At 51.7% G+C, this 25,043-nt stretch carries 23 protein-coding genes, 18 tRNA genes and 3 rRNA genes; 41 read left to right on the top strand and 3 right to left on the bottom strand.

Annotation, left to right across the window (positions count from 1 at the left end; genetic code table 11):
• Window positions 1-50: 50 nt before the first annotated feature.
• The 16 genes from comGA to H3M12_RS10530 all read left to right on the top strand — a co-directional run bounded on the left by comGA (window position 51) and on the right by H3M12_RS10530 (window position 12,784).
• Window positions 51-1,022 carry a competence type IV pilus ATPase ComGA gene (gene comGA / locus H3M12_RS10605; RefSeq protein WP_129031245.1) on the top strand — a complete coding sequence of 324 codons (972 nt, stop codon included), beginning with the start codon at window positions 51-53 and terminating at the stop codon, window positions 1,020-1,022.
• Entirely contained in the window at window positions 1,009-2,010 is a 1,002-nt protein-coding gene (locus H3M12_RS10600; RefSeq protein ID WP_129031244.1) for a type II secretion system F family protein, read from the top strand. The genes comGA and H3M12_RS10600 overlap by 14 nt, the downstream gene beginning before the upstream one ends.
• Entirely contained in the window at window positions 2,010-2,324 is a 315-nt protein-coding gene (gene comGC, locus H3M12_RS10595; RefSeq protein WP_129031243.1) for a competence type IV pilus major pilin ComGC, read from the top strand. Before H3M12_RS10600 ends, comGC begins: the two co-directional genes overlap by 1 nt.
• A 10-nt stretch (window positions 2,325-2,334) precedes the next feature.
• Complete coding sequence (locus tag H3M12_RS10590; protein ID WP_129031242.1) at window positions 2,335-2,790, top strand: hypothetical protein; 456 nt, start codon at window positions 2,335-2,337, stop codon at window positions 2,788-2,790.
• Window positions 2,741-2,968 carry a hypothetical protein gene (locus H3M12_RS10585; protein ID WP_182150709.1) on the top strand — a complete coding sequence of 76 codons (228 nt, stop codon included), beginning with the start codon at window positions 2,741-2,743 and terminating at the stop codon, window positions 2,966-2,968. The genes H3M12_RS10590 and H3M12_RS10585 overlap by 50 nt, the downstream gene beginning before the upstream one ends.
• Window positions 2,965-3,393, top strand: a complete 429-nt coding sequence (locus tag H3M12_RS10580) for a prepilin-type N-terminal cleavage/methylation domain-containing protein (RefSeq protein ID WP_129031240.1) — start codon at window positions 2,965-2,967, stop codon at window positions 3,391-3,393. The genes H3M12_RS10585 and H3M12_RS10580 overlap by 4 nt, the downstream gene beginning before the upstream one ends.
• Window positions 3,354-3,566 carry a hypothetical protein gene (locus H3M12_RS10575; RefSeq protein ID WP_129031239.1) on the top strand — a complete coding sequence of 71 codons (213 nt, stop codon included), beginning with the start codon at window positions 3,354-3,356 and terminating at the stop codon, window positions 3,564-3,566. Before H3M12_RS10580 ends, H3M12_RS10575 begins: the two co-directional genes overlap by 40 nt.
• A gap of 110 nt (window positions 3,567-3,676) precedes the next feature.
• On the top strand, window positions 3,677-4,693 hold the full coding sequence (locus tag H3M12_RS10570) for a class I SAM-dependent methyltransferase (RefSeq protein ID WP_170954925.1): 1,017 nt from the start codon (window positions 3,677-3,679) through the stop codon (window positions 4,691-4,693).
• Between the two features lie 17 nt (window positions 4,694-4,710).
• Window positions 4,711-5,901 carry an acetate/propionate family kinase gene (locus H3M12_RS10565; RefSeq protein WP_129031237.1) on the top strand — a complete coding sequence of 397 codons (1,191 nt, stop codon included), beginning with the start codon at window positions 4,711-4,713 and terminating at the stop codon, window positions 5,899-5,901.
• Window positions 5,902-6,112: 211 nt separating this feature from the next.
• A complete protein-coding gene (locus tag H3M12_RS10560; RefSeq protein ID WP_182150708.1) occupies window positions 6,113-7,519 on the top strand; it encodes an amino acid permease in 1,407 nt (468 codons plus the stop codon).
• A 237-nt stretch (window positions 7,520-7,756) separates the two neighbouring features.
• Window positions 7,757-8,605 carry an aldo/keto reductase gene (locus H3M12_RS10555; protein WP_129031235.1) on the top strand — a complete coding sequence of 283 codons (849 nt, stop codon included), beginning with the start codon at window positions 7,757-7,759 and terminating at the stop codon, window positions 8,603-8,605.
• 15 nt (window positions 8,606-8,620) lie between these two features.
• The gene (locus H3M12_RS10550) at window positions 8,621-9,229 is read left to right on the top strand and encodes a metallophosphoesterase family protein (RefSeq protein WP_129031234.1); all 609 of its coding nucleotides are present in this window, start codon (window positions 8,621-8,623) and stop codon (window positions 9,227-9,229) included.
• 56 nt (window positions 9,230-9,285) lie between these two features.
• On the top strand, window positions 9,286-10,671 hold the full coding sequence (locus H3M12_RS10545) for a bifunctional metallophosphatase/5'-nucleotidase (protein ID WP_182150707.1): 1,386 nt from the start codon (window positions 9,286-9,288) through the stop codon (window positions 10,669-10,671).
• Window positions 10,672-10,684: 13 nt separating this feature from the next.
• Window positions 10,685-11,350 (top strand): YutD family protein, encoded by a 666-nt coding sequence (locus tag H3M12_RS10540; protein WP_129031232.1) that lies wholly within the window; start codon window positions 10,685-10,687, stop codon window positions 11,348-11,350.
• An 11-nt stretch (window positions 11,351-11,361) separates the two neighbouring features.
• Window positions 11,362-12,156 (top strand): TIGR01457 family HAD-type hydrolase, encoded by a 795-nt coding sequence (locus H3M12_RS10535; protein ID WP_129031231.1) that lies wholly within the window; start codon window positions 11,362-11,364, stop codon window positions 12,154-12,156.
• Window positions 12,149-12,784: a TIGR01906 family membrane protein gene (locus H3M12_RS10530; protein WP_129031230.1), complete on the top strand. Its 636-nt coding sequence runs from the start codon at window positions 12,149-12,151 to the stop codon at window positions 12,782-12,784. Before H3M12_RS10535 ends, H3M12_RS10530 begins: the two co-directional genes overlap by 8 nt.
• Window positions 12,785-12,849: 65 nt before the next feature.
• On the opposite strand, the gene H3M12_RS10525 is transcribed toward H3M12_RS10530, so the two are convergent.
• Together H3M12_RS10525 and H3M12_RS10520 are read right to left on the bottom strand one after the other, a co-directional pair.
• Entirely contained in the window at window positions 12,850-13,545 is a 696-nt protein-coding gene (locus tag H3M12_RS10525) for a VTT domain-containing protein (protein WP_225423468.1), read from the bottom strand.
• Between the two features lie 102 nt (window positions 13,546-13,647).
• Window positions 13,648-14,157 (bottom strand): phosphatidylglycerophosphatase A family protein, encoded by a 510-nt coding sequence (locus H3M12_RS10520; protein WP_129031229.1) that lies wholly within the window; start codon window positions 14,155-14,157, stop codon window positions 13,648-13,650.
• A 122-nt stretch (window positions 14,158-14,279) separates the two neighbouring features.
• Here H3M12_RS10520 and H3M12_RS10515 point away from each other — a divergent pair, with 122 nt between their 5' ends.
• The 25 genes from H3M12_RS10515 to H3M12_RS10395 all read left to right on the top strand — a co-directional run bounded on the left by H3M12_RS10515 (window position 14,280) and on the right by H3M12_RS10395 (window position 23,641).
• Entirely contained in the window at window positions 14,280-14,867 is a 588-nt protein-coding gene (locus H3M12_RS10515; RefSeq protein WP_129031228.1) for a peptidylprolyl isomerase, read from the top strand.
• A gap of 36 nt (window positions 14,868-14,903) precedes the next feature.
• Window positions 14,904-15,293 carry a CvfD/Ygs/GSP13 family RNA-binding post-transcriptional regulator gene (locus tag H3M12_RS10510; RefSeq protein WP_182150706.1) on the top strand — a complete coding sequence of 130 codons (390 nt, stop codon included), beginning with the start codon at window positions 14,904-14,906 and terminating at the stop codon, window positions 15,291-15,293.
• A gap of 467 nt (window positions 15,294-15,760) precedes the next feature.
• Window positions 15,761-17,325, top strand: a 16S ribosomal RNA gene (locus tag H3M12_RS10505).
• 217 nt (window positions 17,326-17,542) lie between these two features.
• Window positions 17,543-20,457: ribosomal RNA gene (locus H3M12_RS10500) — 23S ribosomal RNA — on the top strand.
• Between the two features lie 63 nt (window positions 20,458-20,520).
• Window positions 20,521-20,637 (top strand): 5S ribosomal RNA (gene rrf, locus H3M12_RS10495).
• Together the 16S, 23S and 5S rRNA genes with 18 tRNA genes alongside form the textbook arrangement of a ribosomal RNA operon.
• A gap of 6 nt (window positions 20,638-20,643) precedes the next feature.
• Window positions 20,644-20,716: transfer RNA gene (locus H3M12_RS10490), tRNA-Val, on the top strand.
• 2 nt (window positions 20,717-20,718) lie between these two features.
• Window positions 20,719-20,791, top strand: a tRNA-Lys gene (locus H3M12_RS10485).
• Between the two features lie 52 nt (window positions 20,792-20,843).
• Window positions 20,844-20,916: transfer RNA gene (locus tag H3M12_RS10480), tRNA-Thr, on the top strand.
• Between the two features lie 7 nt (window positions 20,917-20,923).
• Window positions 20,924-20,995 (top strand) — tRNA-Gly (locus tag H3M12_RS10475).
• A gap of 36 nt (window positions 20,996-21,031) precedes the next feature.
• Window positions 21,032-21,105: transfer RNA gene (locus H3M12_RS10470), tRNA-Arg, on the top strand.
• A 6-nt stretch (window positions 21,106-21,111) separates the two neighbouring features.
• Window positions 21,112-21,185 (top strand) — tRNA-Pro (locus H3M12_RS10465).
• A 28-nt stretch (window positions 21,186-21,213) separates the two neighbouring features.
• Window positions 21,214-21,287 (top strand) — tRNA-Met (locus H3M12_RS10460).
• Window positions 21,288-21,301: 14 nt separating this feature from the next.
• Window positions 21,302-21,375, top strand: a tRNA-Ile gene (locus tag H3M12_RS10455).
• 28 nt (window positions 21,376-21,403) lie between these two features.
• A tRNA-Ser gene (locus tag H3M12_RS10450) sits at window positions 21,404-21,493 on the top strand.
• Between the two features lie 11 nt (window positions 21,494-21,504).
• A tRNA-Met gene (locus H3M12_RS10445) sits at window positions 21,505-21,578 on the top strand.
• A 2-nt stretch (window positions 21,579-21,580) separates the two neighbouring features.
• A tRNA-Asp gene (locus H3M12_RS10440) sits at window positions 21,581-21,655 on the top strand.
• A gap of 8 nt (window positions 21,656-21,663) precedes the next feature.
• Window positions 21,664-21,736 (top strand) — tRNA-Phe (locus H3M12_RS10435).
• A 25-nt stretch (window positions 21,737-21,761) separates the two neighbouring features.
• Window positions 21,762-21,832 (top strand) — tRNA-Gly (locus tag H3M12_RS10430).
• 7 nt (window positions 21,833-21,839) lie between these two features.
• A tRNA-Ile gene (locus H3M12_RS10425) sits at window positions 21,840-21,914 on the top strand.
• Window positions 21,915-21,917: 3 nt separating this feature from the next.
• A tRNA-Ser gene (locus tag H3M12_RS10420) sits at window positions 21,918-22,005 on the top strand.
• Window positions 22,006-22,012: 7 nt separating this feature from the next.
• A tRNA-Glu gene (locus tag H3M12_RS10415) sits at window positions 22,013-22,085 on the top strand.
• 44 nt (window positions 22,086-22,129) lie between these two features.
• Window positions 22,130-22,203, top strand: a tRNA-Met gene (locus H3M12_RS10410).
• Between the two features lie 5 nt (window positions 22,204-22,208).
• Window positions 22,209-22,283 (top strand) — tRNA-Asp (locus tag H3M12_RS10405).
• A 121-nt stretch (window positions 22,284-22,404) separates the two neighbouring features.
• On the top strand, window positions 22,405-22,563 hold the full coding sequence (locus H3M12_RS10400) for a hypothetical protein (protein WP_170954940.1): 159 nt from the start codon (window positions 22,405-22,407) through the stop codon (window positions 22,561-22,563).
• Window positions 22,564-22,633: 70 nt separating this feature from the next.
• Window positions 22,634-23,641, top strand: coding sequence for an aldo/keto reductase (locus H3M12_RS10395; protein WP_182151063.1), 1,008 nt, complete (start codon window positions 22,634-22,636; stop codon window positions 23,639-23,641).
• A gap of 72 nt (window positions 23,642-23,713) precedes the next feature.
• Here the strand turns inward: H3M12_RS10395 and H3M12_RS10390 are convergent, their stop codons facing one another.
• Window positions 23,714-24,919, bottom strand: coding sequence for a DUF2075 domain-containing protein (locus tag H3M12_RS10390; protein ID WP_170954939.1), 1,206 nt, complete (start codon window positions 24,917-24,919; stop codon window positions 23,714-23,716).
• Window positions 24,920-25,043: the final 124 nt, after the last annotated feature.

Below are 25,043 nucleotides of genomic sequence, written 5' to 3'. Positions count from 1 at the left end.
GGCTCAGTTTGCGAAACTACAGAGTACAAACGTTACGGGAGGTGACGGGGATGCCAATCAAATCCCTAATTGACGAACTCTTAGCTGCTGCGGTCCAGGACAAAAGCAGCGACATTTACGTGTTACCCAGGGCACAAGCCTACTATATTCATTTACGACAAACGCAAACCGTACGATTATGGCGGGAGGTGACTACTGACGTGGGCCAGCAATTGCTGACCTACTTTAAGTTTCATGCCGACATGGCCGTGAGTGAGCACCGACGTCCCCAAGTGGGGGCGTTGACCTGGCCGACGGTAACGGGGCATTTAGAACTGCGGTTTTCGACGGTCGGTGACTACGCCGGTCGCGAGTCACTGGTCATTCGGGTGATTTACCCTTATCAGACGCTTCAGTTAGATTACTTGGAAACCGGTCAACGACAACAATTGGGTGATTTGGCCCAACAACGGGGGCTCATGCTCTTTGCCGGGCCCACTGGTGCGGGTAAGACCACGACCATGTACACTACGGCGCGGCATCTGACCGCGAAAGCCGTAGTGTTGAGTATCGAAGACCCGGTCGAAATCAAGGAGCCTCATTTTATTCAGCTTCAGGTCAATGCCTCTGCGGGGATGACCTATGACGAGTTGATCAAGGTTGGCTTACGGCACCGGCCGGATGCCTTTATCATTGGCGAGATTCGCGACGCGTTGACGGCCCAAGCCGCAATCCGGGCAGCCCTCAGTGGTCACTTAGTGTTGAGTACGGTTCATGCGCGCAGTGCAGCGGGAACTATCAGCCGTCTATTGGACCTTGGTGTGGCGCAGACGCAGCTACGCCAAGTCCTGACGGCGGCCTGTTACCAACGGCTAATTCCCCGGCAACAGCAGGGATCAGCCGTGTTATTGGAGATTTTAGCCGGGGCGGCTTTGTGGTCCCCGACGACTAACCCACGAGAAAGGTGGCGGCACAGTCTTGAACAAGCACGAATGGCGGGAACGATTAGCCAGCAGACTTACCAGACGTATGCGGCCGGGTAAGTGGTCGTTAGCCCAGCAGGCCCGGGTCTGTCAATTGTTGGCGGACCAATTGCAAAGTGGCTTTTCGTTGCAGCAGGCGTTGACCTTTATGCGCACGACGGATAGTCGTTTGCCAGCAGAGTTGCAACAGATTGAAGCGCAATTAGTCGCCGGAGTGGGGTTAGTGGTGGGCCTCAAGCCGTACCTCCAAGAAAACATTTACTTCCAGTTGCGTCTGACCAGCCATTACGGGGACTTAGGACCCGCGTTAGCCCGTTCGGCGACGTTATTGACCTTGATGGCCACTCAACGCCAACGACTACGGCAACTCTTAGACTACCCAGTGGGGTTACTGGGGGGCATGGGCCTGCTCTTTGCCACGCTCCAATACGGGGTGATGCCGCAGTTACAAACCAGTCTGGCTCCGACCACGACCGGCCCCCGGTTGACCTGGCCGGCGTACGTTGCCATTGTAGCCATTATCGGGTTTGGCATCACGGGGGTGGCCGTGGCTCGGTGGTGGTGGCACCAACCAACGCTTTCTCGAGTCCGGGGCTACTTACGTTGGCCATTGGTGGGGCGGATTTTTCAGGCTTACTACGGCTATTACTTAACGGAAAACCTCAGTCAACTGGTTCAAAGCGGGCTGAGCGTCAAACAAATGATTCAGACCCTCCAACGATTGCCAGAACGGGCATTGTTGCACCAACTGGCCGTGGTGTTGGCCCAACTTTTGGATCAAGGCACGTCACCGATGGGCTGGCTTTCCCGGCAACCCTACATCCCCAGCCAATTGGTGGTGTTACTCCAGCAGGGTAACACGCCAGAACAACTGGCCCGAGAACTAACGGCTTACAGTCGGTTACAGTACCAGCGATTGGTCCAACGTAGCGAACGGGGCTTAGCCTGGGTGCAACCGATTTTATTTACCCTGGTGGCAGGCCTCATCGTCATGGCGTATTTACGGTTGTTACTACCGCTCTACCATAATTTACAGGGGGTCTACTAATGACACGTGTGCGGCGGGGATTCACTCTGGTCGAAATGACCATCGTCCTCTTTATTATTTCCCTATTGATTTTAATTATTCTACCGAATTTAAACGGTCAGCGCAGCCGCGCCCAAAAGATTCATCGTGACGCCATGGTGACCATGGTCCAGGGACAAGCGACTGCCTATTTAGATGAGAACCCGACCGCTAAGACGGTTACCATCGAGGAACTGGGCAAACAGGGCTATTTGACCGCGCAACAGGTGGAACGGGCTGGAAAGGAAGGGTTGGTGATCCATGATGGCCAGGTTGAACGTCCGGCGAAGAAGTAGGGGCTTTACCGTGTACGAAGTGTTACTGGTCTTGATGATGACGACCGGCTTGGCCGTGGTGGTGGCACGGCCAACGACGAGTGCCCCTAAACTGGTGGCGGAACGCGCCTTTTGGCCCGCCTATCAGCGCCTGTGGACGGCAACGCGACAACTCGCCGTCCGCCGTCGCGCCAGATACGTCGTGCACATCGACAGTGACCACCACCAAGTCGAAGTCTTGACCACGACGACCCCGGCTCGGCAGGTGAGCAGGTTACCGATTCCCCGGTCGTTGACGTTGGCCGATGAGCGGGCCCCCATTTGGGACCTTAAAATTTATGAGTCGGGCTGGGCGCAGGGAACGACCGTTGAATGGTACAGTCAGGCCAATCACCGGTGGTGGTACCAGGCCTTTCAACTGAGAGGAGCGATGATTCATGTTACGTCCGAGACGACGCGTCGGCCACCTAAAGCCAAAGCGGCGTAATCGCGGCTGGTTGTTGCCCGACGCGTTGCTGGCGTTAAGTATTGTTGCGCTAACTTTGGTCATGTCCTATCAGGCCTTGCAAGTCACCCAGCACGTGGAACGGGTCCGTGAAGCACGGTTAGCCAGTGCTCGGTTGGCTCACGACCGGGCCTTAGAAAGGGAGTTGGCGGGCTCATGAGGTCACATCAAGGATTTACCTTAATCGAGGCCGTTTTAGCCCTCGGTATCGCAGCGTTATTGGTGGGTTTGACCACCGGCTGGGCGCGCGCTTTGAGTTTTCCGTTGCAGACCGATGCAACGGAGTTCTACGAGATGCTGGCAGTCTTAGAGGTACCGCAACGGTATTCGGTCGACAAGGTGAGCGCGACGGAACTCACATTAAAGGATTGGACCGAAAAGCAAAAAATCGTGACCTTGAGTGTGGATCATGATGGAATGTTGAAACTGAGTAGTCAGACGGGTCAAGGGTATTTGCCCTTGTTAGCGCATGTGACGAAGCTGAACTGGCAAAAAACGACTTCACCAGACCTAGTGCGTTTAAATTTAAAACAGGAGGGCTTGCCATGGCGCCACACCATCGTCGACTTTCGCGGGGGTTCTTAACCTTATGGGCGCTGGGCTTTTTGGTAGTCGTCAGCACCTTATTGATGATTGTCTTGGCCGGACAACTCGCCCGAATTCGGACCACTGATGAGCTCCTAGCTCGCTACCAACGCCCGGTTAACCCGCAGCAGTCCCCAGTTAAACCCGTGACACCAAACGCCCCGTCATCATGAGGGGCGTTTCAATGTTCTCACTAAAGATTGCTTGAATAAGTCCATAAAAATCGGTAGTATAGAGAACGGATACACGATGTTATGGAATCTGCATAAGGAGGCGAAACGTACTGTCACAAGAACAGACAGAGACGCTCTTTAAGGTCTTAGATGAGTCAACAACGACCTTACAAGCAGCGCTCGCGACATCTTATTTAGATGCCTTTATTGAAACGGGAGATAATCTCCTGAATGATGACGTTCAAGTGGAAGACGGTCGCCCGGATGCTGCGACGGTGAAGCGTTTGACGGCGCTTTACCAGCAAGCCGCTTGGCAACAGTATGATGCCGAGACGGTGCGCCGGGCAATTCAACTGGCGATGTTAAAGGCGATTCGGGTCGACGAGATTCAGGCCAATCACCAGTTGACGCCGGATACGATTGCCTACATCATGGGCTACCTCGTGACCCGATTAGAACGGGGCAAGGATGAGTTGACTTTGCTGGATCTGACCGTCGGCACGGGTAACCTGTTGACAGCAGTCGTCACCCAGTTACAGGCCGTGGTGGGCAAGATTGACGCTTACGGCGTGGACAACGACGACACCATGTTGGCCATTGCACAGTTGTCGAGTAACCTGCAACAAATGTCGCTCAACCTAGTGCACCAAGATGCGTTGGACCCGTTATTGGTCCCGGCCAGTGACTTGGTCGTGGCGGATTTACCGATTGGGTATTATCCGGTCGACGACAACGCCGCGGGCTATGCGACGCACGCCAAGACGGGCCACTCCTTCGTGCATCATTTGTTGTTGGAACAAGCCATTCACCAGTTGAAACCCGGTGGCATCGGTGTCTTTTTGGTGCCATCTCAGCTGTTTCAAACGGCTGAAGCCAAGGGCCTGCTCAAATGGTTGCCCCACAACGCCTATTTACAAGGTCTCTTGAACCTGCCGAGCGAGTTGTTTGCGAACACCAACGCTCAGAAGGCCATTTTGATTTTGCAAAAGCCGGGGGCTAACGCCAAGCAAGTTAAGCAAGTGATGTTGGGTGAGTTTCCATCATTCAAGGATCAATCAGCGTTTCAAAAGTTTGTCGCGGAAATCGTCCAATGGGAAGAACAGAATCTCATGACGGATCGCGCGTAAAAGGAGAAAAAGACCACATGGGAAAATCTATTGCAATTAACGCCGGAAGTTCAACGTTGAAGTTCAAGCTGTTCCAAATGCCAGAAGAAGCGGTGATCGCTGAAGGCGCCATCGACCGGATTGGTTTGGGCAACTCGTTAGTCGAAATCAAGTACGGTGACGGCCAGAAATACGAAGCCCACCAAGACGTCAATGATCATCGGGAAGCCATCCAATTAATGTTGGACCAACTGACCGAACTCAAGATCATCACGAACTTTGACGAAATCACCGGTGTTGGTCACCGGGTCGTAGCCGGTGGGGAAGAGTTCAAGGACTCCGCCGTCATCGATGACGATGTGTTGAAGAAAATCGAAGACTTAGCCGAATACGCACCGCTGCATAACCCAGCGGCTGCCATGGGCATTCGGGCCTTCAAGAAGATTTTGCCAAACGTCTTGAGTGTGGCGGTCTTTGATACGTCCTTCCACCAATCTATGCCAGAAGTCAACTACATGTACGGGATTCCTTACGAGTACTACCAGAAGTTTGGGGCCCGGAAGTACGGGGCTCACGGGACCAGTCACCGCTATGTCGCTGGTCGGGCGGCTGCGATGTTAGGCAAGCCGTTGGAAGACTTAAAGTTGATTACCATGCACTTAGGGGCTGGTGGCTCGATTACCGCCATCAAGAACGGTAAATCCTACGACACGTCCATGGGCTTCACGCCTTTGGCCGGAATCGAAATGGCCACCCGTTCTGGGGACATCGACGCCTCGTTGGTCGCTTATTTGATGGAAAAACTCAACATCGACAAGCCTAACGACATGATCAATATCTTGAACAAGAAGTCTGGTTTGCTGGGTGTTTCTGGCGTGTCTGCCGACATGCGGGACCTCGAAAAAGTTCAGGCTGAAAATCACCGGGCAAAGTTAGCTCGTGACATGTTCATCAACCGGATTGTCCGTTACGTGGGGGCATACTTAGCCGAATTAGGCGGTGCGGACGCCATCGTTTACACGGCCGGGGTTGGTGAAAACGATATTATGATTCGTCAAGAAGTGGCCGACAAGTTAGGCTACTTCGGAATCGGCGTTGATCCCGAAAAGAACAACATTCGGGGCGAAGAACGTGACTTGAGTAAGGCCGGGTCCAAGATTAAGACCTTGTTGATCCCAACGGATGAAGAATTAATGATTGTTCGCGATATCGAACGGTTACGTAAATAAGCTTTGATTTAAGCGACTCGGGTCGGCTAAATGCCGGTCCGAGCCGCTTTTTCACACATAGTTGAATTAATTTCATGTAATATTGATAAAAGTGAAATGAATGCGGCAACGGTGGGCTGGAGACTTGCTTTAGGCCACTGAACTTACCAGCAGTGTTGCTGGTATTGGGGTCAAGCACGTGTATAATGTATTTCAACAAGGGGGCATAAAGATGAAAAATACTCAATCAAATGACGGGCAAAGCTTTTCCCGTGAGCTGAAGAGTCGTCACGTGCAGTTGATCGCTTTGGGGGGAACGATTGGCACGGGGCTGTTCTTGGGGTCCGGGCAGGGGATTCACTTAGCGGGATCTTCCATTATCTTCGCCTACTTAATCACTGGAATCATGTGTTTCTTACTGATGCGTGCGCTCGGAGAGTTGTTGCTTTCCGACTTGAACGTGCATTCTTACATTGACTTCATCCATCGTTACTTAGGCGAGAACATGAGCTTCGTGGCGGGGTGGACCTACTGGATCTGCTGGATCACGATTGCGATGGCCGAAATCACGGCGGCCGGACAGTACATGCAGTACTGGTTCCCGGGGCTGCCGCAGTGGGTCACCGGTTTGGTCTTGCTCGGGGTGTTACTCCTATTGAACTCCGTGACCGTCAAGGCATTTGGGGAAACGGAATTCTGGTTTGCCATTATCAAGATTGTAGCGATTGTGGCCTTGATTATCGCCGGTATCTACATGGTGGCTGTACACTTTGCCACCCCCGTTGGCCATGCCAGTGTGGCGAACTTGAGCAATGGTGGGTTCTTCGCCGATGGGTGGAAGGGCTTCTTCCTCTCCTTCCAGATGGTGCTCTTTAGCTTCGTCGGAATCGAAATGGTGGGGATGACCGCTTCCGAAACGGCCGACCCGAAAAAAGTCATTCCCAAGGCCATCAACGAGATTCCCATGCGGATTATCCTGTTCTATGTTGGTTCACTGTTGGCTTTGATGTGCATCTACCCGTGGCAATCGATTTCCGCCACTAGTAGTCCGTTCGTCCAGGTCTTCAAGAACGCTGGGGTCCAAGCCGCGGCTTCCGTCATCAACTTCGTGGTGTTGACTGCAGCGGCTTCAGCCTGCAACAGCTCGCTGTTTACGACCGGGCGGATGCTCTTCTCCCTAACTTACAAGGGCAAGAGCCGTTTCGCCAAGCGCATGGGCACCCTGTCGAAAGCCCAGGTACCGGTCCACGCCTTACGATTCTCCACGGTCATCATTGCGATCTCCGTCTTCTTGAACCTGATTATTCCAGGCCACGTATTCTCCTTCGTTTCCAGTGTGGCCACCACTTGCTTCCTGTTCATCTGGGGCGCCATCGTGGTTGCTCACATCAAGTACCGGCGCCAGTTAGACGCTAAGCAAGGGACAAGCAGCTTCAAGATGCCACTCTTTCCTGTCAGTGACTACCTCATCCTGCTTTTCTTGGGGATGGTGGCCGTCGTCTTACTGTTCCAAGTCGACACCTTGATTGCGTTAGTTGGTTCCATCGTCTGGTTGCTCGGTTTATGGTTGAGCAAAAGGTTTGCGGACCGCGAACACCTAACGAGTCTAGCTGGCTCCGATGACTCCCCCCGGGACTAAGTCTTAGCCCCCCTTGATTTAGACCTAACTTAAACGAAAGCCCGACACCATTAGCTGGTCGTCGGGCTTTTTTGTTGCCATTAATAGGGTGACAATTGGTCTTGCGAAGCGAACCAGCTGAGAAGACATCTGCCGGGGGCGGCGTAATTAATCGTAAAGTGCTAGGATAAAGAAGGATAACCGATGCCGTTGGGGGTGACTGAACCCCCCAAAAGCGTCATTTAGGAGGAATTCATGATGAAAACCGTAACGTTAGCGGGCCGGACTGTCCCGGCCATTGGGATTGGGACTTGGCACATGGGCGATGAGCCGAAGCAACGGGCCGCAGAGATTGCCACGATTCAAGCGGGAATCGCTGCGGGCGCGCAAGTGATTGACACCGCCGAAATGTACGGTGCCGGTCGAGCCGAATCCTTGGTGGGTGAAGCCATCCAGGATGTTGACCGGCAAAAATTGTTCTTGATTTCCAAGGTCTTACCCGAAAATGCCTCCAAAGCGCGCATGGAACAGAGCTTGAAGGCCAGTCTAAAGCGCCTGGGGACCGACTACGTGGATTTGTACCTGTACCATTGGCGCGGCAGTGTCCCGCTAGCCGAAACGGTCGCCGAATTGAACCGGCTACAAGACACGGGACTCATCAAGGCGTGGGGCGTGTCGAATTTTGATATTGACGATTTAAAGGAACTCTGGGGCTTGCCGCAGGGCGACCAGGCGCAAGCCAACGAAGACCTGTACCATTTGGGTAGTCGGGGCGTCGATTATGCGGTCTTACCATGGCAACGAACACATCAGTTACCGTTGATTGCTTACTCGCCGGTCGCTCAGGGGGACTCGTGGGGCCAACATTTGACCACCAATCCGGTCGTTCAAGAGATTGCGACCCAGCACCAAGCCAGCATTTATCAGGTGCTCTTAGCGTGGGTCATTCGCCAGCCGCAGGTCTTGGCGATTCCGCAGACCAGTTCGGTGGAACATATGCGGCAAAATCTGGCGGCCGGCGATTTAGTTTTGACTGCCGAAGACTTAGCAGCGCTCGATGGTCAATTTCCGGCGCCGACCCACAAACAACCGTTAGACATTATTTAGGAGGCGTTGTGACGCATGCAATACTTTACGGCGGATACGCATTTTTTTCATAAGGATTTACTGGGGATGAGTGACTTTGCGCCCCGGCCATTCCCCGATGTGGCGACCATGAATCAGACCATCATCGATAATTGGAACGCGCGGGTGGCGCCAACCGATACCGTGTACCACCTAGGCGATATTGCGTTATACTTCACTCATCCCGCTAACAAATCAAATGAGGCGGTTGGGGATGTCTTGTCCCAACTGAATGGTCACTTGGAACTCATTAAGGGGAACCATGACAGCCGAGCGTTGTTTAAATATCTGGCGGCCAATAATCCCATCGACCACGGGCGGCCAAAGTACGCGTTTCACGACGTCGGGGTCTTGATCAAGTATGACCACCGGCAGTATTACTTGACGCATTACCCGATGATGTTGGGTATCGTCAAACAGATCATCAACCTGCACGGGCATATTCACCACTATGCCGTACCGGTCAAGGAGAACCTGAACGTGGGGGTCGACACGCCGGAACAGCGCTACCTCGACCAGCCATTACCGTTTGGGACGCCATTTTCGACCGCGGAAGTCGAGCAGATAGTCCTGGGCAAGGCCCAAGAGTTTCAACAGAAACAATAGCTTGACCGGCATGGGGGGATGCCGTACGATTAAATTCAGTGTTGAGGGGAGATTAGATGATGGAACAACTCACCATTTTGCACACCAACGATTTGCATTCGCACTTCGAAAATTGGCCCCGCATTCGACGTTATTTATTGGCCACACAGGAAGCCGAACGAGCCGCTAATCACGCAGTATTGACCTTTGATCTGGGGGACAACGTCGATACGATGCACCCCGCAAGCGAGGCGACGGCCGGACAAAAGAACGTGCAACTGATGAATCAGGCCGGGTACGACGGAGTCACGATTGGCAATAACGAGGGGCTGGGGTTTATGCGCGCCCAGTTGGACCAATTGTACACGCACGCGAATTTTCCGGTCATTCTAGGTAACCTCAAGAAGCCGGAGAATCACCAACAACCCGATTGGGCCATTGACCATAAAATTTACGTGACGGCGGGCGGTACCCGAGTCTTAGTACTGGGGTTGACCGCCCCGTATGAGTTGACCTACCCGTTAGCGGGCTGGGACCCAATCCAAGCGGTGCCCGCGTTAACGACATTACTGCGTCGCTATGCTGCGCAAGCCGATGTTTGTGTGCTATTATCACACCTAGGGTATAATGTGGACCAGAAATTGGCGCGGCGGTTCCCCCAACTAGACGTGATTATTGGGAGCCACACGCACCACTTGCTGATCCATGGGGAACACGACCGGAATAGTCTGTTGGCCGCGGCCGGTAAATATGGCCAGTATATTGGCCGGATCACGTTGATGCTGGATGCTGACCACCACTTACAGACCGCTCAAGCGGCGGTGGTCCGGACAGATACGTTACCACCGCTATCGACGGATGCCGCGGAGATTCGGCAATTGCAGGATCTAGGTGAAGCCATCTTAAGCGAACAACGGGTCGCCAAATTACCGGTCACCTTGGAAGCGGACCAGACGGGACACCCCCAACTGGTCCGCGAAGGGCTCCACGCGATTGCAGAATACGCGGGGACTCAAGCAGCGGTGTTGAACGCGGGGTTATTCTTACACGACTTGCCGCGGGGCATTGTGACGCAAAACCAGATTCACCAATTGTTGCCCCATAGTATGCGGGTGATGACGGTGACTTTAGATGGGTATAATTTGTGGCGGTTAGTTCAGGAGTTTGAAAAGGCCCGGCTGTTCTTGCGGCGCTTCCCCCAAAAGGGGATGGGCTTTCGGGGCAAAATCTTTGGGGAATTGAATTACCTGGGGATTGCCTACAATGACCGGACTCACCAGGTGACCTGGCGCGGCGAACCATTATCGCCGTTCAAACGGTATAAACTGGCCGTCGTGGACCGTTACCTGTTTATCCCTTTTTTCCCTACGATTGCCATTGTGGGGGAAAATCAGATTTTATACCATGACTTATTACGGGAAGTCTTTGCTCAGTACCTGAGCAAGCACTACCCGTTAACTTAACGTAACAGAGAGGATGAAAACGGTGGATCGAAAAGGTTTAGAGGCGTTAGTCGCCGAACAACGAGAAAAGCGGGAGCCGAGTGCCGAAGTGTTCCGGGTCGACGAGACCCACCTGAAAATCAATGGGCACGCCTATGAACTAGTGACGAACGTCCGGGACGGCTTTGACGTTGAGGAATTTGCCCAACGTTACAGCACGATTCTCAGTAAGTACGACTATATCGTAGGGGACTGGGGCTTCGAACAGCTCCGGTTGAAGGGCTTTTACGCCAACGACCGGGCTGGTGCCAAGCAAAATCAGATTGGGGCGGTCCAGGACTACCTGTACGAATCCTGTAACTTTGGCTGTGCCTACTTTATTTTGCATAACTTAGATGTCAAACCCGTTCCGCGGCCCCGACGCAACCGGACGCGCCGCCGAAACAGTGGCAACCATAACGGTAACGCCACAACAAACGCGAAGCAGTCCACATCAGCTAAGGCGTCCCCAACGGAAAAACCTGCAAACTCGCACCGACGTCGCCGTCGGTCACGGCGGCATCATGGTGGTCGTAACCGCCAATTTACGGAAGAGCAACGCCAACCCGCTAAAGCCACTACCCCCACGAAAACGGTGACGGTGGCTTCTGGCGGTCAGGGTCGGCGAAGCTTTACCATTCGACAGAAAAAAGAAGAATAGGAGCGTGCTCAGTGAAAGCTTATCAAGCATACATGATTGACCTTGACGGGACGGTCTATGCCGGCAGTCAGCGTTATCCGGCGGCCAAACGGTTCGTTGAACGCCTGCAGGCGGCCCAGATTCCCTTTAAATTTGTGACTAATAACACCACGAAACTGCCCGAAGACGTGGTCAAGAATCTAGCAGATAACCACGATATCCATGTAACGCCGGCAAACGTGTACACGGCTGGGTTAGCCACGGCGGATTATTTGGACCAACGCGCAGGGGCCACTGGCCGCCGGACCGTCTACGTCGTGGGTGAGATTGGCCTGCGCCAGGCGTTAGCTGCAAAAGGGTTCACCGTCGACGAGGAGCACCCGGAATACGTGGTGGTCGGTTTGGACAGTGACGTGACCTACGAGAAGTTCGCTAAGGCCATTTTAGCCATCAAGAGTGGATCGACGTTTATCGGGACCAACTCGGACTCCAACATTCCCAAGGCGCGTGGGTTGATGCCCGGAGCGGGTGCACTGGTTGACCTGGTGCGGTACGCCACCCAAACGGACCCCATCTTTGTCGGGAAACCAGAACCCATCATTTTGAACAATTCCTTGGCTCAATTAGGCGTTTCGGCCGATCAAGCGTTGATGGTGGGGGATAACTACCACACTGATATCGAGGCGGGCATCCATGCCGGGGTCGACACTTTACTGGTGTACACTGGGGTGTCCACTCCCGACCAAGTCGCCCACGAGGCCATTCAGCCGACCTATACGGTGCCATCTTTAGACCAGTGGGACTTGCAGGCGGGGCCGCGTGACTGAACGGCTTAAACGGTGGGGCGGGTTAACGGCCGTCATCCTATTGTTGCTCAGCTTGAGTATCACGCTGACCATCAACGGGGTGTGGCTGTACCGGCTGGATATCAACTGGCTCCACATCGAACATACGGTCAACTTGTCGGCGCATACGTTGATGCACAATTACGGGCAACTCTTGGCCTACCTAGAATTGCCCTGGGTCACAGATCTCAATATGAGCAATTTTCCCACCTCGTTTACGGGGATGATTCATTTTGAGGACGTCAAACGCCTCTTTTTGATTAATCACGTGGTGCTACTGCTGAGTCTTTGGCCAGCGGGGTGGTACCTGCGGCAATTGAGCAAACGCGCGACGCAATGGCGGTTATTGCGGCCCATGCAGATTGTAGCGGTCGTGCCCGTTGCGTTAGCCGTGTGTCTAGTGGTCAACTTCAACGGGTTCTTCGTGACGTTTCACGAGATTTTGTTTCGGAATAACGATTGGTTGTTTGATCCGGACTTAGACCCGGTGATTCTCGCGTTACCGGATACGTTTTTCCTCCATTGTTTCATCTTGGCGTTCGGTTTGTTTGAACTGGGCGTTTTAGGACTGTATTGGTGGGCGAAACGGGCCGTTAAACGGGCAATCTAAAAAAGGCTTCGAGAAAGTCGGGGAAATCTTCCCGAATTTTCTCGAAGCCTTTTAAATTGGTGCAGTTAGTTATCTTCCGAAGCATCGTCGGGGCGTTGGGCCGACGTCGGTGTGGCAGTGGCCGGGGTATGACGGCGACCACGCCACCAGCCGACGAGGGCGGGAATCAGTGAAATTACGATGATGCCCAAGACGACCGCGGAAAAGTGTTCTTTAACGAAGGGAATGTTACCGAAGAAATAACCCCCACCGTAGCAAATCAAAATCCAAGTGATAGCGGCGCTCACGTTGTAGATCAAGAAGCGTCGGTAAGGAAATTGTGACCCAGCTGCCGTGAAAGGGACGAAGGTCCGAATGATAGGCATGAACCGTCCCAGGAAAATAGCGACGGGACCGTGGCGTCGAAAGAAGCGTTCGGACTGTGCTAACTTATCCTTGTTGATTAGCCGCCCGAACCAAGAGTGGTTGGACAACGCGGCCCCGATGCGGTGGCCTAAGTAGAAGTTAAGACTGTCACCACCGATGGCCGCCAGTAAGAAGAGGGCCACGAATAACCAGATGTTCAAGCCGTAAGCTGGGTTAGCCGCCAGGGCCGCCGCAGCGAACAGCAGTGAATCTCCCGGTAGAAATGGCAAGATGACCGCCCCGGTCTCCACGAAGACAATGGCAAAAAGGATGAGGTAAGTGGAGTTGCCAAAGGTGTTCACCAGGTTGACCAGGTGATTATCAATGTGTAAGACGAAATCGATTAAATAACCCATTAAGGTGCTCCTTAGATTAAGATTTGTAGCCGCTCATATTATAGTGGGTTTTGACCCCATCGTCAGCTGGTCTAGGAAAATTTAAAGAAATCATGACCTTTACTAATCAAAAGGGGTGTCTTGTTCGCCCTGGTCATCGTGGGCCAACCGGGCAGCGGCGGCCGCGGCTACGGCCCCAACGAGGTCGTCTAAAAAGGTGTTGATTTTGCCGGGTTCGTGGGCGTTGAGGACTTGGAGGATACCCGGTTTGACCCGGTCAATATAGCCGTAGTTCGTAAAGCCGATGGAGCCGTACAGGTCAACGATGGATAGTGCCATGGTCTCGTCGACGCCATACAGGCCTTCGTCGCGTTCAACGATGGTCTGTAGTGGATCAAGCAAGGCGTGTTGTTCGGCAGCTAAGTCGAGTTGGATACCCGTAATTACCGCATTTTGGACTTCTCGCTTACGTAAAACAGTCCGGACGCTTTGGCGTGCCATAGCCAACGTCAAATCTTTAATGTAATCTTTTTGCAAAAAAATGACCAGGTTGGCAATGGCTTCCAGCGAGACACCGCGCTGTTCTAATAGATCGATGGTTCGCCGGTTTAGCGAAGTCACAGGTTTAGTCATAATGATTCCCCCTTAAGGTTTTGGAATGCCCCTAGTATAGCACTGAGTGTTCAGTTGCATTTTTACCAGTTGGCGGCGATAATAGTTAAAAGAAGTGTTTTGAAAAGATATGGAGGATAATTATGACAAAGTTTCCACAAATTGATTTGGCGAATGCCAAGGGCCCGCAAGTGACGTTAGAGACGTCCATGGGTACAATTTTACTGCAGCTCTTCCCCGAACAAGCCCCGAAAACGGTTGAAAACTTTGTAACGCATGCTAAAGCTGGTTACTATGACGGTCTGACTTTTCATCGGGTAATCCCTAATTTCATGATCCAGGGGGGTGACCCGACCGGAACTGGCATGGGTGGCGAAAGCATCTGGGTCCAACCCTTTGAAGATGAGTTCTCACCAGAGCTTTATAATCTACGGGGAGCCTTGTCAATGGCTAACGCGGGACCGAACACCAATGGCAGTCAGTTCTTTATCGTGCAAGACAAGGATATGACGGACCAGATGCAAAGTCAGATGAAGGATGCTGGTTTCCCGGAAGAAATCGTCAAAGCTTACCAAAATGGGGGGACGCCATGGTTAGACTTCCGCCACACTGTTTTTGGTCAAGTGGTCAAGGGGATGGATGTCGTAGACGCCATCGCCCAAGTCAAAACGGATTCTAGCGACCAACCAGCCACCCCAGTCACGATGGATAAAGTGGTCGTTTCTGAGTAACGTTTAGTCTAGTAGTAGAGATAAGGAGGAATTTTGATGACCTTTCATATTGGTCAGCGAGTTTCGGGGCGGGTGACCGGGATTCAACCCTATGGGGCATTTGTCAGCTTAGGTGGTCACCGCCAGGGACTGATCCACATCTCCGAGTGCCATTGCGGGTACGTGCAAGACATTCATGATTACTTGAAGGTGAATGAAGAAGTGGATGTGGTGATTTTGGACATCGATGAATTCACAGGAAAAATCAGTTTATCTTTGCGGTGCTTAGAGCGGTTAGACTTAACGAGTCAGCCCAATGGCCATCAGCGACACCATTACTGGACGAACTATCACGTCAACATCGGGTTCAAGCCAATTGCCGACCGCCTAGAAGGGTGGAAAGCCGAGGCAACTCAACAATTAAACCAACAGCAGGCGTCTTCATAATTGAAGGGCCTGTTTTTTTTATAAATTCCGCTTGACCTGATTGATGATGATTGGTATGATATTACCTGTTGTCATCAGGACACGCAGGTGCATAAAAATCAGATTTATGGATAGAAATACAAATTTGAAATTAAGCCTTGACGTTGATAAAAACTACTGATACAATGATTTATGTTGTCGATAACCGGTAACGGCCGACAGCTTCAAAATTTAATTTTGAATATATATTCAAAATTAAATGAAAAAAGTTGTTGACAAGGTTTTGACAACATGCTATACTTTAAAAGTTATCACGAAGCAATCGCTTCATTAGACAACTTGGTAGACCTTTGAAAACTGAACATTGTTTCGACAAACCAAATATGTGTAGGGCGGTTTGAATTTATTCAAACCCAAACAATATTTGCGAAGTCAATTCGCTTTTAAAATGTAACAACAATCGATGAGCTATTCGAGCTTATCATCTTTAAGATGAGAGTTTGATCCTGGCTCAGGACGAACGCTGGCGGCATGCCTAATACATGCAAGTCGAACGAGCTTTGGTTGATTGACGTGCTTGCACTGATTTCTTCCTAAAGCGAGTGGCGAACTGGTGAGTAACACGTGGAAAACCTACCCAGAAGCAGGGGATAACACTTGGAAACAGGTGCTAATACCGTATAACAACAAAAACCGCATGGTTTTTGTTTGAAAGATGGTTTCGGCTAGCACTTCTGGATGGTTCCGCGGCGCATTAGCTTGTTGGTGAGGTAACGGCCCACCAAGGCGATGATGCGTAGCCGACCTGAGAGGGTAATCGGCCACATCGGGACTGAGACACGGCCCAGACTCCTACGGGAGGCAGCAGTAGGGAATCTTCCACAATGGACGCAAGTCTGATGGAGCAATGCCGCGTGAGTGAAGAAGGGTTTCGGCTCGTAAAACTCTGTTGTTGAAGAAGAACGGGTGTCAGAGTAACTGTTGACATCGTGACGGTATTCAACCAGAAAGCCACGGCTAACTACGTGCCAGCAGCCGCGGTAATACGTAGGTGGCAAGCGTTGTCCGGATTTATTGGGCGTAAAGCGAGCGCAGGCGGTTATTTAAGTCTGATGTGAAAGCCTTCGGCTTAACCGAAGAAGTGCATCGGAAACTGGATGACTTGAGTGCAGAAGAGGACAGTGGAACTCCATGTGTAGCGGTGGAATGCGTAGATATATGGAAGAACACCAGTGGCGAAGGCGGCTGTCTAGTCTGTAACTGACGCTGAGGCTCGAAAGCATGGGTAGCAAACAGGATTAGATACCCTGGTAGTCCATGCCGTAAACGATGAGTGCTAGGTGTTGAAGGGTTTCCGCCCTTCAGTGCCGCAGCTAACGCATTAAGCACTCCGCCTGGGGAGTACGACCGCAAGGTTGAAACTCAAAGGAATTGACGGGGGCCCGCACAAGCGGTGGAGCATGTGGTTTAATTCGAAGCTACGCGAAGAACCTTACCAGGTCTTGACATCTTCTGCCAATCTTAGAGATAGGACGTTCCCTTCGGGGACAGAATGACAGGTGGTGCATGGTTGTCGTCAGCTCGTGTCGTGAGATGTTGGGTTAAGTCCCGCAACGAGCGCAACCCTTATTATCAGTTGCCAGCATTCAGTTGGGCACTCTGGTGAGACTGCCGGTGACAAACCGGAGGAAGGTGGGGATGACGTCAAATCATCATGCCCCTTATGACCTGGGCTACACACGTGCTACAATGGACGGTACAACGAGTCGCGAAGTCGTGAGGCCAAGCTAATCTCTTAAAGCCGTTCTCAGTTCGGATTGTAGGCTGCAACTCGCCTACATGAAGTTGGAATCGCTAGTAATCGCGGATCAGCATCCCGCGGTGAATACGTTCCCGGGCCTTGTACACACCGCCCGTCACACCATGAGAGTTTGTAACACCCAAAGTCGGTGAGGTAACCTTTTGGAGCCAACCGCCTAAGGTGGGACAGATGATTAGGGTGAAGTCGTAACAAGGTAGCCGTAGGAGAACCTGCGGCTGGATCACCTCCTTTCTAAGGAATAATACGGAGGCCTGCACATACTTTGTTGAAACAATGGTCAGTTTTGAGGGGTCTACCCTCAAGCTTGTTCTTTGAAAACTAGATATTATCAATTATTTTCCTTTAATTATTAAAGATAATTAAACCGAGAACACCGCGTTTATTTTGAGTTTTTTAATTAGTTTATTCGCTAATACTCAATTAATCAGCGGTCACGAAGTGACCGTTAGGTTAAGTTATGAAGGGCGCATGGTGAATGCCTTGGTACTAGGAGCCGATGAAGGACGGGACTAACACCGATATGCTTCGGGGAGCTGTACGTAAGCTTTGATCCGGAGATTTCCGAATGGGGAAACCCAATCATCTTTACCGATGATTACAACTCAGGGAATACATACTTGAGTTGAGGCAGACGTGGGGAACTGAAACATCTAAGTACCCACAGGAAGAGAAAGAAAATTCGATTCCCTAAGTAGCGGCGAGCGAACGGGGAACAGCCCAAACCAACAAGCTTGCTTGTTGGGGTTGTAGGACTGAACATTTGAGTTACCAAAGTCAGTGATAGCCGAAACATCTGGGAAGGTGTGGCAGAGCGGGTGATACCCCCGTAGGCGAAATCGTTGACCCTCAGTTCAGGATCCTGAGTACGGTCAGACACGTGAAACCTGGTCGGAATCCGGGAGGACCATCTCCCAAGGCTAAATACTCCCTAGTGACCGATAGTGAACCAGTACCGTGAGGGAAAGGTGAAAAGCACCCCGGAAGGGGAGTGAAATAGTTCCTGAAACCATGTGCCTACAATTAGTTAGAGCCCGTTAATGGGTGATAGCGTGCCTTTTGTAGAATGAACCGGCGAGTTACGTTAATTTGCAAGGTTAAGGTGTAAAGACCGGAGCCGTAGCGAAAGCGAGTCTGAAACGGGCGTTTCAGTAAGTTGACGTAGACCCGAAACCAGGTGACCTATCCATGTCCAGGCTGAAGGTGCGGTAAAACGCACTGGAGGGCCGAACCCGTGTATGTTGAAAAATGCTGGGATGAGGTGTGGATAGCGGTGAAATTCCAAACGAACTTGGAGATAGCTGGTTCTCTCCGAAATAGCTTTAGGGTTAGCCTCGGATGAAGAATCGTGGAGGTAGAGCCACTGTTTGGACTAGGGGCCCGTCATGGGTTACTGAATTCAGATAAACTCCGAATGCCACTGATTTATATCCGGGAGTCAGACGATGAGTGATAAGATCCACCGTCGAAAGGGGAACAGCCCAGACCACCAATTAAGGTCCCTAAATATGTGCTGAGTGGAAAAGGATGTGGAATTGCATAGACAGCTAGGATGTTGGCTCAGAAGCAGCCATCATTTAAAGAGTGCGTAATAGCTCACTAGCCGAGTGACTCTGCGCCGAAAATATACCGGGGCTAAGCACATTACCGAAATTGTGGACGCAACTATGTTGCGTGATAGGAGAGCGTTCTAAGGGCAACGAAGCTAGACCGCAAGGACTAGTGGAGCGCTTAGAAGTGAGAATGCCGGTATGAGTAGCGAAAGATCAGTGAGAATCTGATCCACCGAATGACTAAGGTTTCCTGGGGAAGGCTCGTCCTCCCAGGGTCAGTCGGGACCTAAGCCGAGGCCGCAAGGCGTAGGCGATGGATAACAGGTTGATATTCCTGTACTAGTTAAGATTGTTTGAACGATGGAGGGACGCAGGAGGCTAAAGCATGCGCACGATTGGAAATGTGCGTCCAAACGCTGAGTCTGGTGATGAGTCAAATGCTTATCGCTAAGGACAAGGCGCGACGGGGACCGAATTTTAGTAGGGAAGTGCTCCACGTCACACTGCCGAGAAAAGCTTCTAGTGAGATCTTAATTACCCGTACCGCAAACCGACACAGGTAGTCGAGGAGAGTATCCTAAGGTGAGCGAGTGAACTCTCGTTAAGGAACTCGGCAAAATGACCCCGTAACTTCGGGAGAAGGGGTGCTACACGCAAGTGTAGCCGCAGTGAAAAGGCCCAGGCGACTGTTTATCAAAAACACAGGTTTCTGCAAAATCGTAAGATGAAGTATAGGGGCTGACGCCTGCCCGGTGCTGGAAGGTTAAGTGGATGAGTTAGCTTCGGCGAAGCCCAGAAATGAAGCCCCAGTAAACGGCGGCCGTAACTATAACGGTCCTAAGGTAGCGAAATTCCTTGTCGGGTAAGTTCCGACCCGCACGAAAGGCGTAACGATCTGGGCACTGTCTCAACGAGAGACTCGGTGAAATTATATTACCTGTGAAGATGCAGGTTACCCGCGACAGGACGGAAAGACCCCATGGAGCTTTACTGTAGCTTGATATTGGGTGTTGACACAGCTTGTACAGGATAGGTCGGAGCCGTAGATATCGGAACGCTAGTTTCGATGGAGGCGCTGGTGGGATACGACCCTCGCTGTGTGAACACTCTAACCCGCGCCACTCATCGTGGCGGGAGACAGTGTCAGGTAGGCAGTTTGACTGGGGCGGTCGCCTCCCAAAAAGTAACGGAGGCGCCCAAAGGTTCCCTCAGAATGGTTGGAAATCATTCGACGAGTGTAAAGGCAGAAGGGAGCTTGACTGCGAGACAGACAGGTCGAGCAGGGACGAAAGTCGGGCTTAGTGATCCGGTGGTACCGTATGGAAGGGCCATCGCTCAACGGATAAAAGCTACCCTGGGGATAACAGGCTTATCTCCCCCAAGAGTCCACATCGACGGGGAGGTTTGGCACCTCGATGTCGGCTCATCGCATCCTGGGGCTGTAGTCGGTCCCAAGGGTTGGGCTGTTCGCCCATTAAAGCGGTACGCGAGCTGGGTTCAGAACGTCGTGAGACAGTTCGGTCCCTATCCGTCGCGGGCGTAGGAAATTTGAGAGGAGCTGTCCTTAGTACGAGAGGACCGGGATGGACATACCTCTGGTGTACCAGTTGTGCCGCCAGGCGCATCGCTGGGTAGCTATGTATGGATGAGATAAACGCTGAAAGCATCTAAGTGTGAAACTCGCCTCAAGATGAGATTTCCCATTCCTTTATGGAAGTAAGACCCCTGAGAGATGATCAGGTAGATAGGCTGGAAGTAGCAGCGCCGCGAGGCGTGGAGCGGACCAGTACTAATCGGTCGAGGACTTAACCAAGTGATTGGTGTTCTCAGGAGATAATTGGTAATACCTAGTTTTGAGGGAATAAGCTCTCAATAGTGTGGTGGCGATAGCCTGAAGGATACACCCGTTCCCATGCCGAACACGGAAGTTAAGCTTCAGCACGCCAATAGTAGTTGGGGGATCGCCCCCTGCGAGGATAGGACGTTGCCACGCGTATATGGAGGATTAGCTCAGTTGGGAGAGCGTCTGCCTTACAAGCAGAGGGTCACAGGTTCGAGCCCTGTATCCTCCATTGAGCCCTTAGCTCAGTTGGTAGAGCATCTGACTTTTAATCAGAGGGTCGACAGTTCGAGCCTGTCAGGGCTCATTCACCAAGTGGTGAGTGATATATATAGATTAGAAAGAATGATACTGACTATGCCGACTTAGCTCAGTTGGTAGAGCACCTGTCTTGTAAACAGGGGGTCGGAAGTTCGAATCTTCTAGTCGGCATTATTTTGCGGAAGTAGTTCAGTGGTAGAACATCACCTTGCCATGGTGGGGGTCGCGGGTTCGAATCCCGTCTTCCGCTTGATACCGAAAGGTATTAAGTCGTTACTGTTATTTTGCACCCATAGCGCAACTGGATAGAGTGTCTGACTACGAATCAGAAGGTTGTAGGTTCGACTCCTACTGGGTGCATTTTAACGGGAAGTAGCTCAGCTTGGTAGAGCACCTGGTTTGGGACCAGGGGGTCGCAGGTTCGAATCCTGTCTTCCCGATTAAATAAGAATATTTTATTTAACACTTCGCGGTGTAGCTCAGCTGGCTAGAGCGTTCGGTTCATACCCGAGAGGTCGAGGGTTCGATCCCCCCCGCCGCGATTTGGACTTGGACTGGACCTTTAGCTCAGTTGGTTAGAGCAAACGGCTCATAACCGTTCGGTCGTAGGTTCGAGTCCTACAAGGTCCATCAGGTGGACATTGTTACAGTGCGATATGGAGGATTACCCAAGTCTGGCTGAAGGGAACGGTCTTGAAAACCGTCAGGTGGGTAAAACCACGCGAGAGTTCGAATCTCTCATCCTCCTTTTTCTATTATCGCGGGATAGAGCAGTCTGGTAGCTCGTCGGGCTCATAACCCGGAGGTCGTTGGTTCAAATCCAGCTCCCGCAATTGGTCCGTTGGTCTAGTCGGTTTAGGACGCCTGCCTGTCACGCAGGAGATCACGAGTTCGAGTCTCGTACGGACCGTTTTAAATGGCTCGGTAGCTCAGTCGGTAGAGCAATGGATTGAAGCTCCATGTGTCGGCGGTTCGATTCCGTCCCGCGCCATTGCTTGAAAACTCATATAAGTTTTGCGGGTATAGTTTAGTGGTAAAACCACAGCCTTCCAAGCTGTTGTCGCGAGTTCGATTCTCGTTACCCGCTTTTATATGGGCCTATAGCTCAGCTGGTTTAGAGCGCACGCCTGATAAGCGTGAGGTCGATGGTTCGAGTCCATTTAGGCCCATATGGAGAAGTACTCAAGTGGCTGAAGAGGTGCCCCTGCTAAGGGTATAGGTCGCGCAAGCGGCGCGAGAGTTCGAATCTCTCCTTCTCCGTTTATATGACCCGTTGGTCAAGTGGTTTAAGACACTGCCCTTTCACGGCAGTAACATGGGTTCGAATCCCGTACGGGTCATTGTGATGATTATCATCGCAATCTTAATTTCATATTTCTATTATCGCGGGATAGAGCAGTCTGGTAGCTCGTCGGGCTCATAACCCGGAGGTCGTTGGTTCAAATCCAGCTCCCGCAATAGTTGGTCCGTTGGTCTAGTCGGTTTAGGACGCCTGCCTGTCACGCAGGAGATCACGAGTTCGAGTCTCGTACGGACCGTCCGATAAAGTCTTCCCGTGAGTGGAAGGCTTTTTTGGTATGGTCTTTTTCGGTGTCTTGTCTTGTCAACCGGTGTTGATGAGGAGGGTTATTGGAATCCAATTCACTGGGGTTCCTTTTCTTGACTGATTTTGAATTCGATTTAAATAATGAATTGGTTTCCCCAGAAAACTCCTCAGCAACAGCCGTTGACAAAGAGTCTTTATTTTCTTCTATAGAAAAAGGGCAGTTTTTAGCCAAACTACTATCTAAGTATTATGGACGTGAAAGTCAATCCTAATCCTTGACTTACAGTCGACTCGAACCCTTATACTAAGGACGTAAAACGATAGGAGTGATTATGGATGGGCATGCAGTACGCCAAGTTAGGTCATACGGACATTAACGTGTCAAAGGTTTGTATCGGGGCGATGAGTTTTGGCAAACCCGGTACGATGCACAAGTGGAGCTTACCTTACGATGAAAGTGAACAGGTGATCCGCCACGCGTTAGATTTAGGCATCAACTTTTTTGATACCGCTAACGGCTATTCGAAGGGAATCAGTGAAGAGTATCTGGGGCGCGCGTTTAAAGCTAACCAGATTCCGCGTGATAAAGTTGTCATTTCTTCGAAGGTATACTTTAACCCGGGTCGGCTCTCTAAGGAAGCCATCCACCGCGAAATTGATGGGTCGTTGAAACGTTTGGGAACCGATTACTTGGATCTTTATATCATTCACCGATTCGATTACGAGACGCCGATTGAAGAAATCATGGAAGCACTAAACGACCTAGTTAAGGCCGGTAAAGTACGGGCCATTGGGGCTTCTGCAATGTACGGTTACCAATTCCAAAACATGCAACAAGTCGCTAAGGACCGCGGTTGGGCCCAGTTCCAGGCCATGGAGAACCATTACAATCTGTTGTACCGTGAAGATGAACGCGAACTGATTCCTATCTGTCAACAAATGGGCGTGTCGTTGATGCCTTATAGTCCCTTAGCGGCTGGTCACTTGAGCCACAAGGATTGGCAAGTCGATACGTTGCGGAGTCAGACCGACCGGGTCGCCATGGGTAAATACGACCGCGCCGAGCAACAAGACTTGGGTATCGTGGACCGGGTCGACGAATTGGCCCAGAAGTACCAAGTTTCAATGTCGCAGATTGCTTTGGCTTGGCAATGGGCTAAGGGTGTCGTGGCACCAATCGTTGGGTCCACGAAGACTCAACATCTGGATGATGCGGCCGCTGCGTTAGCCATTAAGCTGACGCCGGAAGATGTCAACTACCTGGAGGAACTCTACGTGCCGCACGAAATCGTGGGCGCCATCGACCATAATCCTGATACGGGCACTGTTTTGATTGATGAAAAAAAGTAAAGTTAACGATATTAAAAGAGCAGGTTTCCTAAAATCGATTTAGGAGCCTGCCTTTTTAGAGCTAAATTGAGTTTAAGCGCGCTGCGTTAGTAAAAATTGCCGCAATTGGGGGTCGTGAGCGTAAATATACAACCCTTTAACGCCACGTTTCATAAGCACATTGATAGAATTCAAGACTAACTGCTGTTTGGCGGCAGTCAAATCTTGTGGGGCAATGTCATCCCGATGTTTGAAGACCGCGGCGTCAGTTGTCTGGGACAAATCGATGGTGAGTTGTTGGTCGACCAGTTTGACCGGGGGACCTAAAATCACACCGACGTAGTTTAAGTCAAACCCTTGACAAGTGTAGATGGATCCGACTTCGTTGCGGGTCTCGGGCAGTTCTGCCCAGGGCGTTTGGGTATAATTATACTGGTCCCAGGGAAGCCGGAATCGGCCTTCCGTGACGTAGTGTTTGCCGCCGTCGAGAGTTGACGGGTAGCCCGAAGTCGAGACGATGCGGGACAACCCGACAGTTTGATCGCGGGCTACGATGGCTTGGCGCATGGCTTCGGCGTCGTCGAAGATCCGCAATTCGTAGTTGGCCCCGCCGTTCGCAGGTAACGGATGAAGCTGGTGGTGGGTGAACGCATTGATCCAGGCGACCAGTTGATCACTAGCTTGCATCCGAAATTGATGGGTCAGCCGATAACTCGTATGCGGGTAGGGCGCTAGTAAGCGTTCCAAGCGAGCTTCGGTCCAAAAGCTCTTGAACCGTAAGACCTGGGTCTCGTCAAAAACCAAGATGACGACCCGCGCCGATTGGAGTAGGGCCGACAACTGGTTATCGCCGTAGAAATTATTGTAGTGGTCCGCTTGGGACAACAGTAAGTGAGCTTCATCGATGACCAAAACGTCGGCCGTGGTCTGGTGCTTCGCCAGGCGATTAATCAACGTGGTCGGCCGCTGAAAATCCTTCTTGAACAGGTGTGGTTGTCGCCCCGCAATTTGGCGGTAGACCTTCAATAGTTCGGGATGATTGACCAAGAAATAATTGGTCGTTCCTGCCAAGGGGGAAGCTGTTGCGGTCCGGGCTTGGGTCTGTAGCTGGTCGAACAGATGCGCGAGAACGACGCTTTTGCCCGTGCCGGCGTCTCCGTAGAGGGTGAACACCGCGGGTCCGGGAGTCTGCAAGTGCGCCGTCGTGAACGCGAGCAACTGCTTGACCAGGCGGTCTTGGCCGGTAGTCAGGGGCAGCGTAGGTGAAATTTTAGTGGTGGCAGTGTTGGTCACAGCCATGAATGGCGCCTTCTTTCCTAAAATTCCATTGTAACGCAACCGGTTGCGGGACCCAAATCAGGTCAAAAAAGTCCCGGCAGACTGACGATTCAGCTTGCCGGGACCATTGTTCAGGTTGCACCCA

Source organism: Levilactobacillus suantsaii, from assembly GCF_014069315.1.
GTDB lineage: Bacteria > Bacillota > Bacilli > Lactobacillales > Lactobacillaceae > Levilactobacillus > Levilactobacillus suantsaii.
This window is presented reverse-complemented; position numbering and strand designations above follow the sequence as displayed.

Coding starts and splice junctions, on each gene's coding strand:
- H3M12_RS10555 (WP_129031235.1), top strand. CDS start 7,757: ATGAAAACCGTAACGTTAGCGGGCCGGACTGTCCCGGCCATTGGGATT.
- comGC (WP_129031243.1), top strand. CDS start 2,010: ATGACACGTGTGCGGCGGGGATTCACTCTGGTCGAAATGACCATCGTC.
- H3M12_RS10390 (WP_170954939.1), bottom strand. CDS start 24,919: ATGGCTGTGACCAACACTGCCACCACTAAAATTTCACCTACGCTGCCC.
- comGA (WP_129031245.1), top strand. CDS start 51: ATGCCAATCAAATCCCTAATTGACGAACTCTTAGCTGCTGCGGTCCAG.
- H3M12_RS10600 (WP_129031244.1), top strand. CDS start 1,009: ATGCGGCCGGGTAAGTGGTCGTTAGCCCAGCAGGCCCGGGTCTGTCAA.
- H3M12_RS10575 (WP_129031239.1), top strand. CDS start 3,354: ATGGCGCCACACCATCGTCGACTTTCGCGGGGGTTCTTAACCTTATGG.
- H3M12_RS10510 (WP_182150706.1), top strand. CDS start 14,904: ATGACCTTTCATATTGGTCAGCGAGTTTCGGGGCGGGTGACCGGGATT.
- H3M12_RS10585 (WP_182150709.1), top strand. CDS start 2,741: ATGTTACGTCCGAGACGACGCGTCGGCCACCTAAAGCCAAAGCGGCGT.
- H3M12_RS10395 (WP_182151063.1), top strand. CDS start 22,634: ATGCAGTACGCCAAGTTAGGTCATACGGACATTAACGTGTCAAAGGTT.
- H3M12_RS10515 (WP_129031228.1), top strand. CDS start 14,280: ATGACAAAGTTTCCACAAATTGATTTGGCGAATGCCAAGGGCCCGCAA.
- H3M12_RS10545 (WP_182150707.1), top strand. CDS start 9,286: ATGATGGAACAACTCACCATTTTGCACACCAACGATTTGCATTCGCAC.
- H3M12_RS10580 (WP_129031240.1), top strand. CDS start 2,965: ATGAGGTCACATCAAGGATTTACCTTAATCGAGGCCGTTTTAGCCCTC.
- H3M12_RS10565 (WP_129031237.1), top strand. CDS start 4,711: ATGGGAAAATCTATTGCAATTAACGCCGGAAGTTCAACGTTGAAGTTC.
- H3M12_RS10525 (WP_225423468.1), bottom strand. CDS start 13,545: ATGGGTTATTTAATCGATTTCGTCTTACACATTGATAATCACCTGGTC.
- H3M12_RS10540 (WP_129031232.1), top strand. CDS start 10,685: ATGAAAACGGTGGATCGAAAAGGTTTAGAGGCGTTAGTCGCCGAACAA.
- H3M12_RS10550 (WP_129031234.1), top strand. CDS start 8,621: ATGCAATACTTTACGGCGGATACGCATTTTTTTCATAAGGATTTACTG.
- H3M12_RS10520 (WP_129031229.1), bottom strand. CDS start 14,157: ATGACTAAACCTGTGACTTCGCTAAACCGGCGAACCATCGATCTATTA.
- H3M12_RS10560 (WP_182150708.1), top strand. CDS start 6,113: ATGAAAAATACTCAATCAAATGACGGGCAAAGCTTTTCCCGTGAGCTG.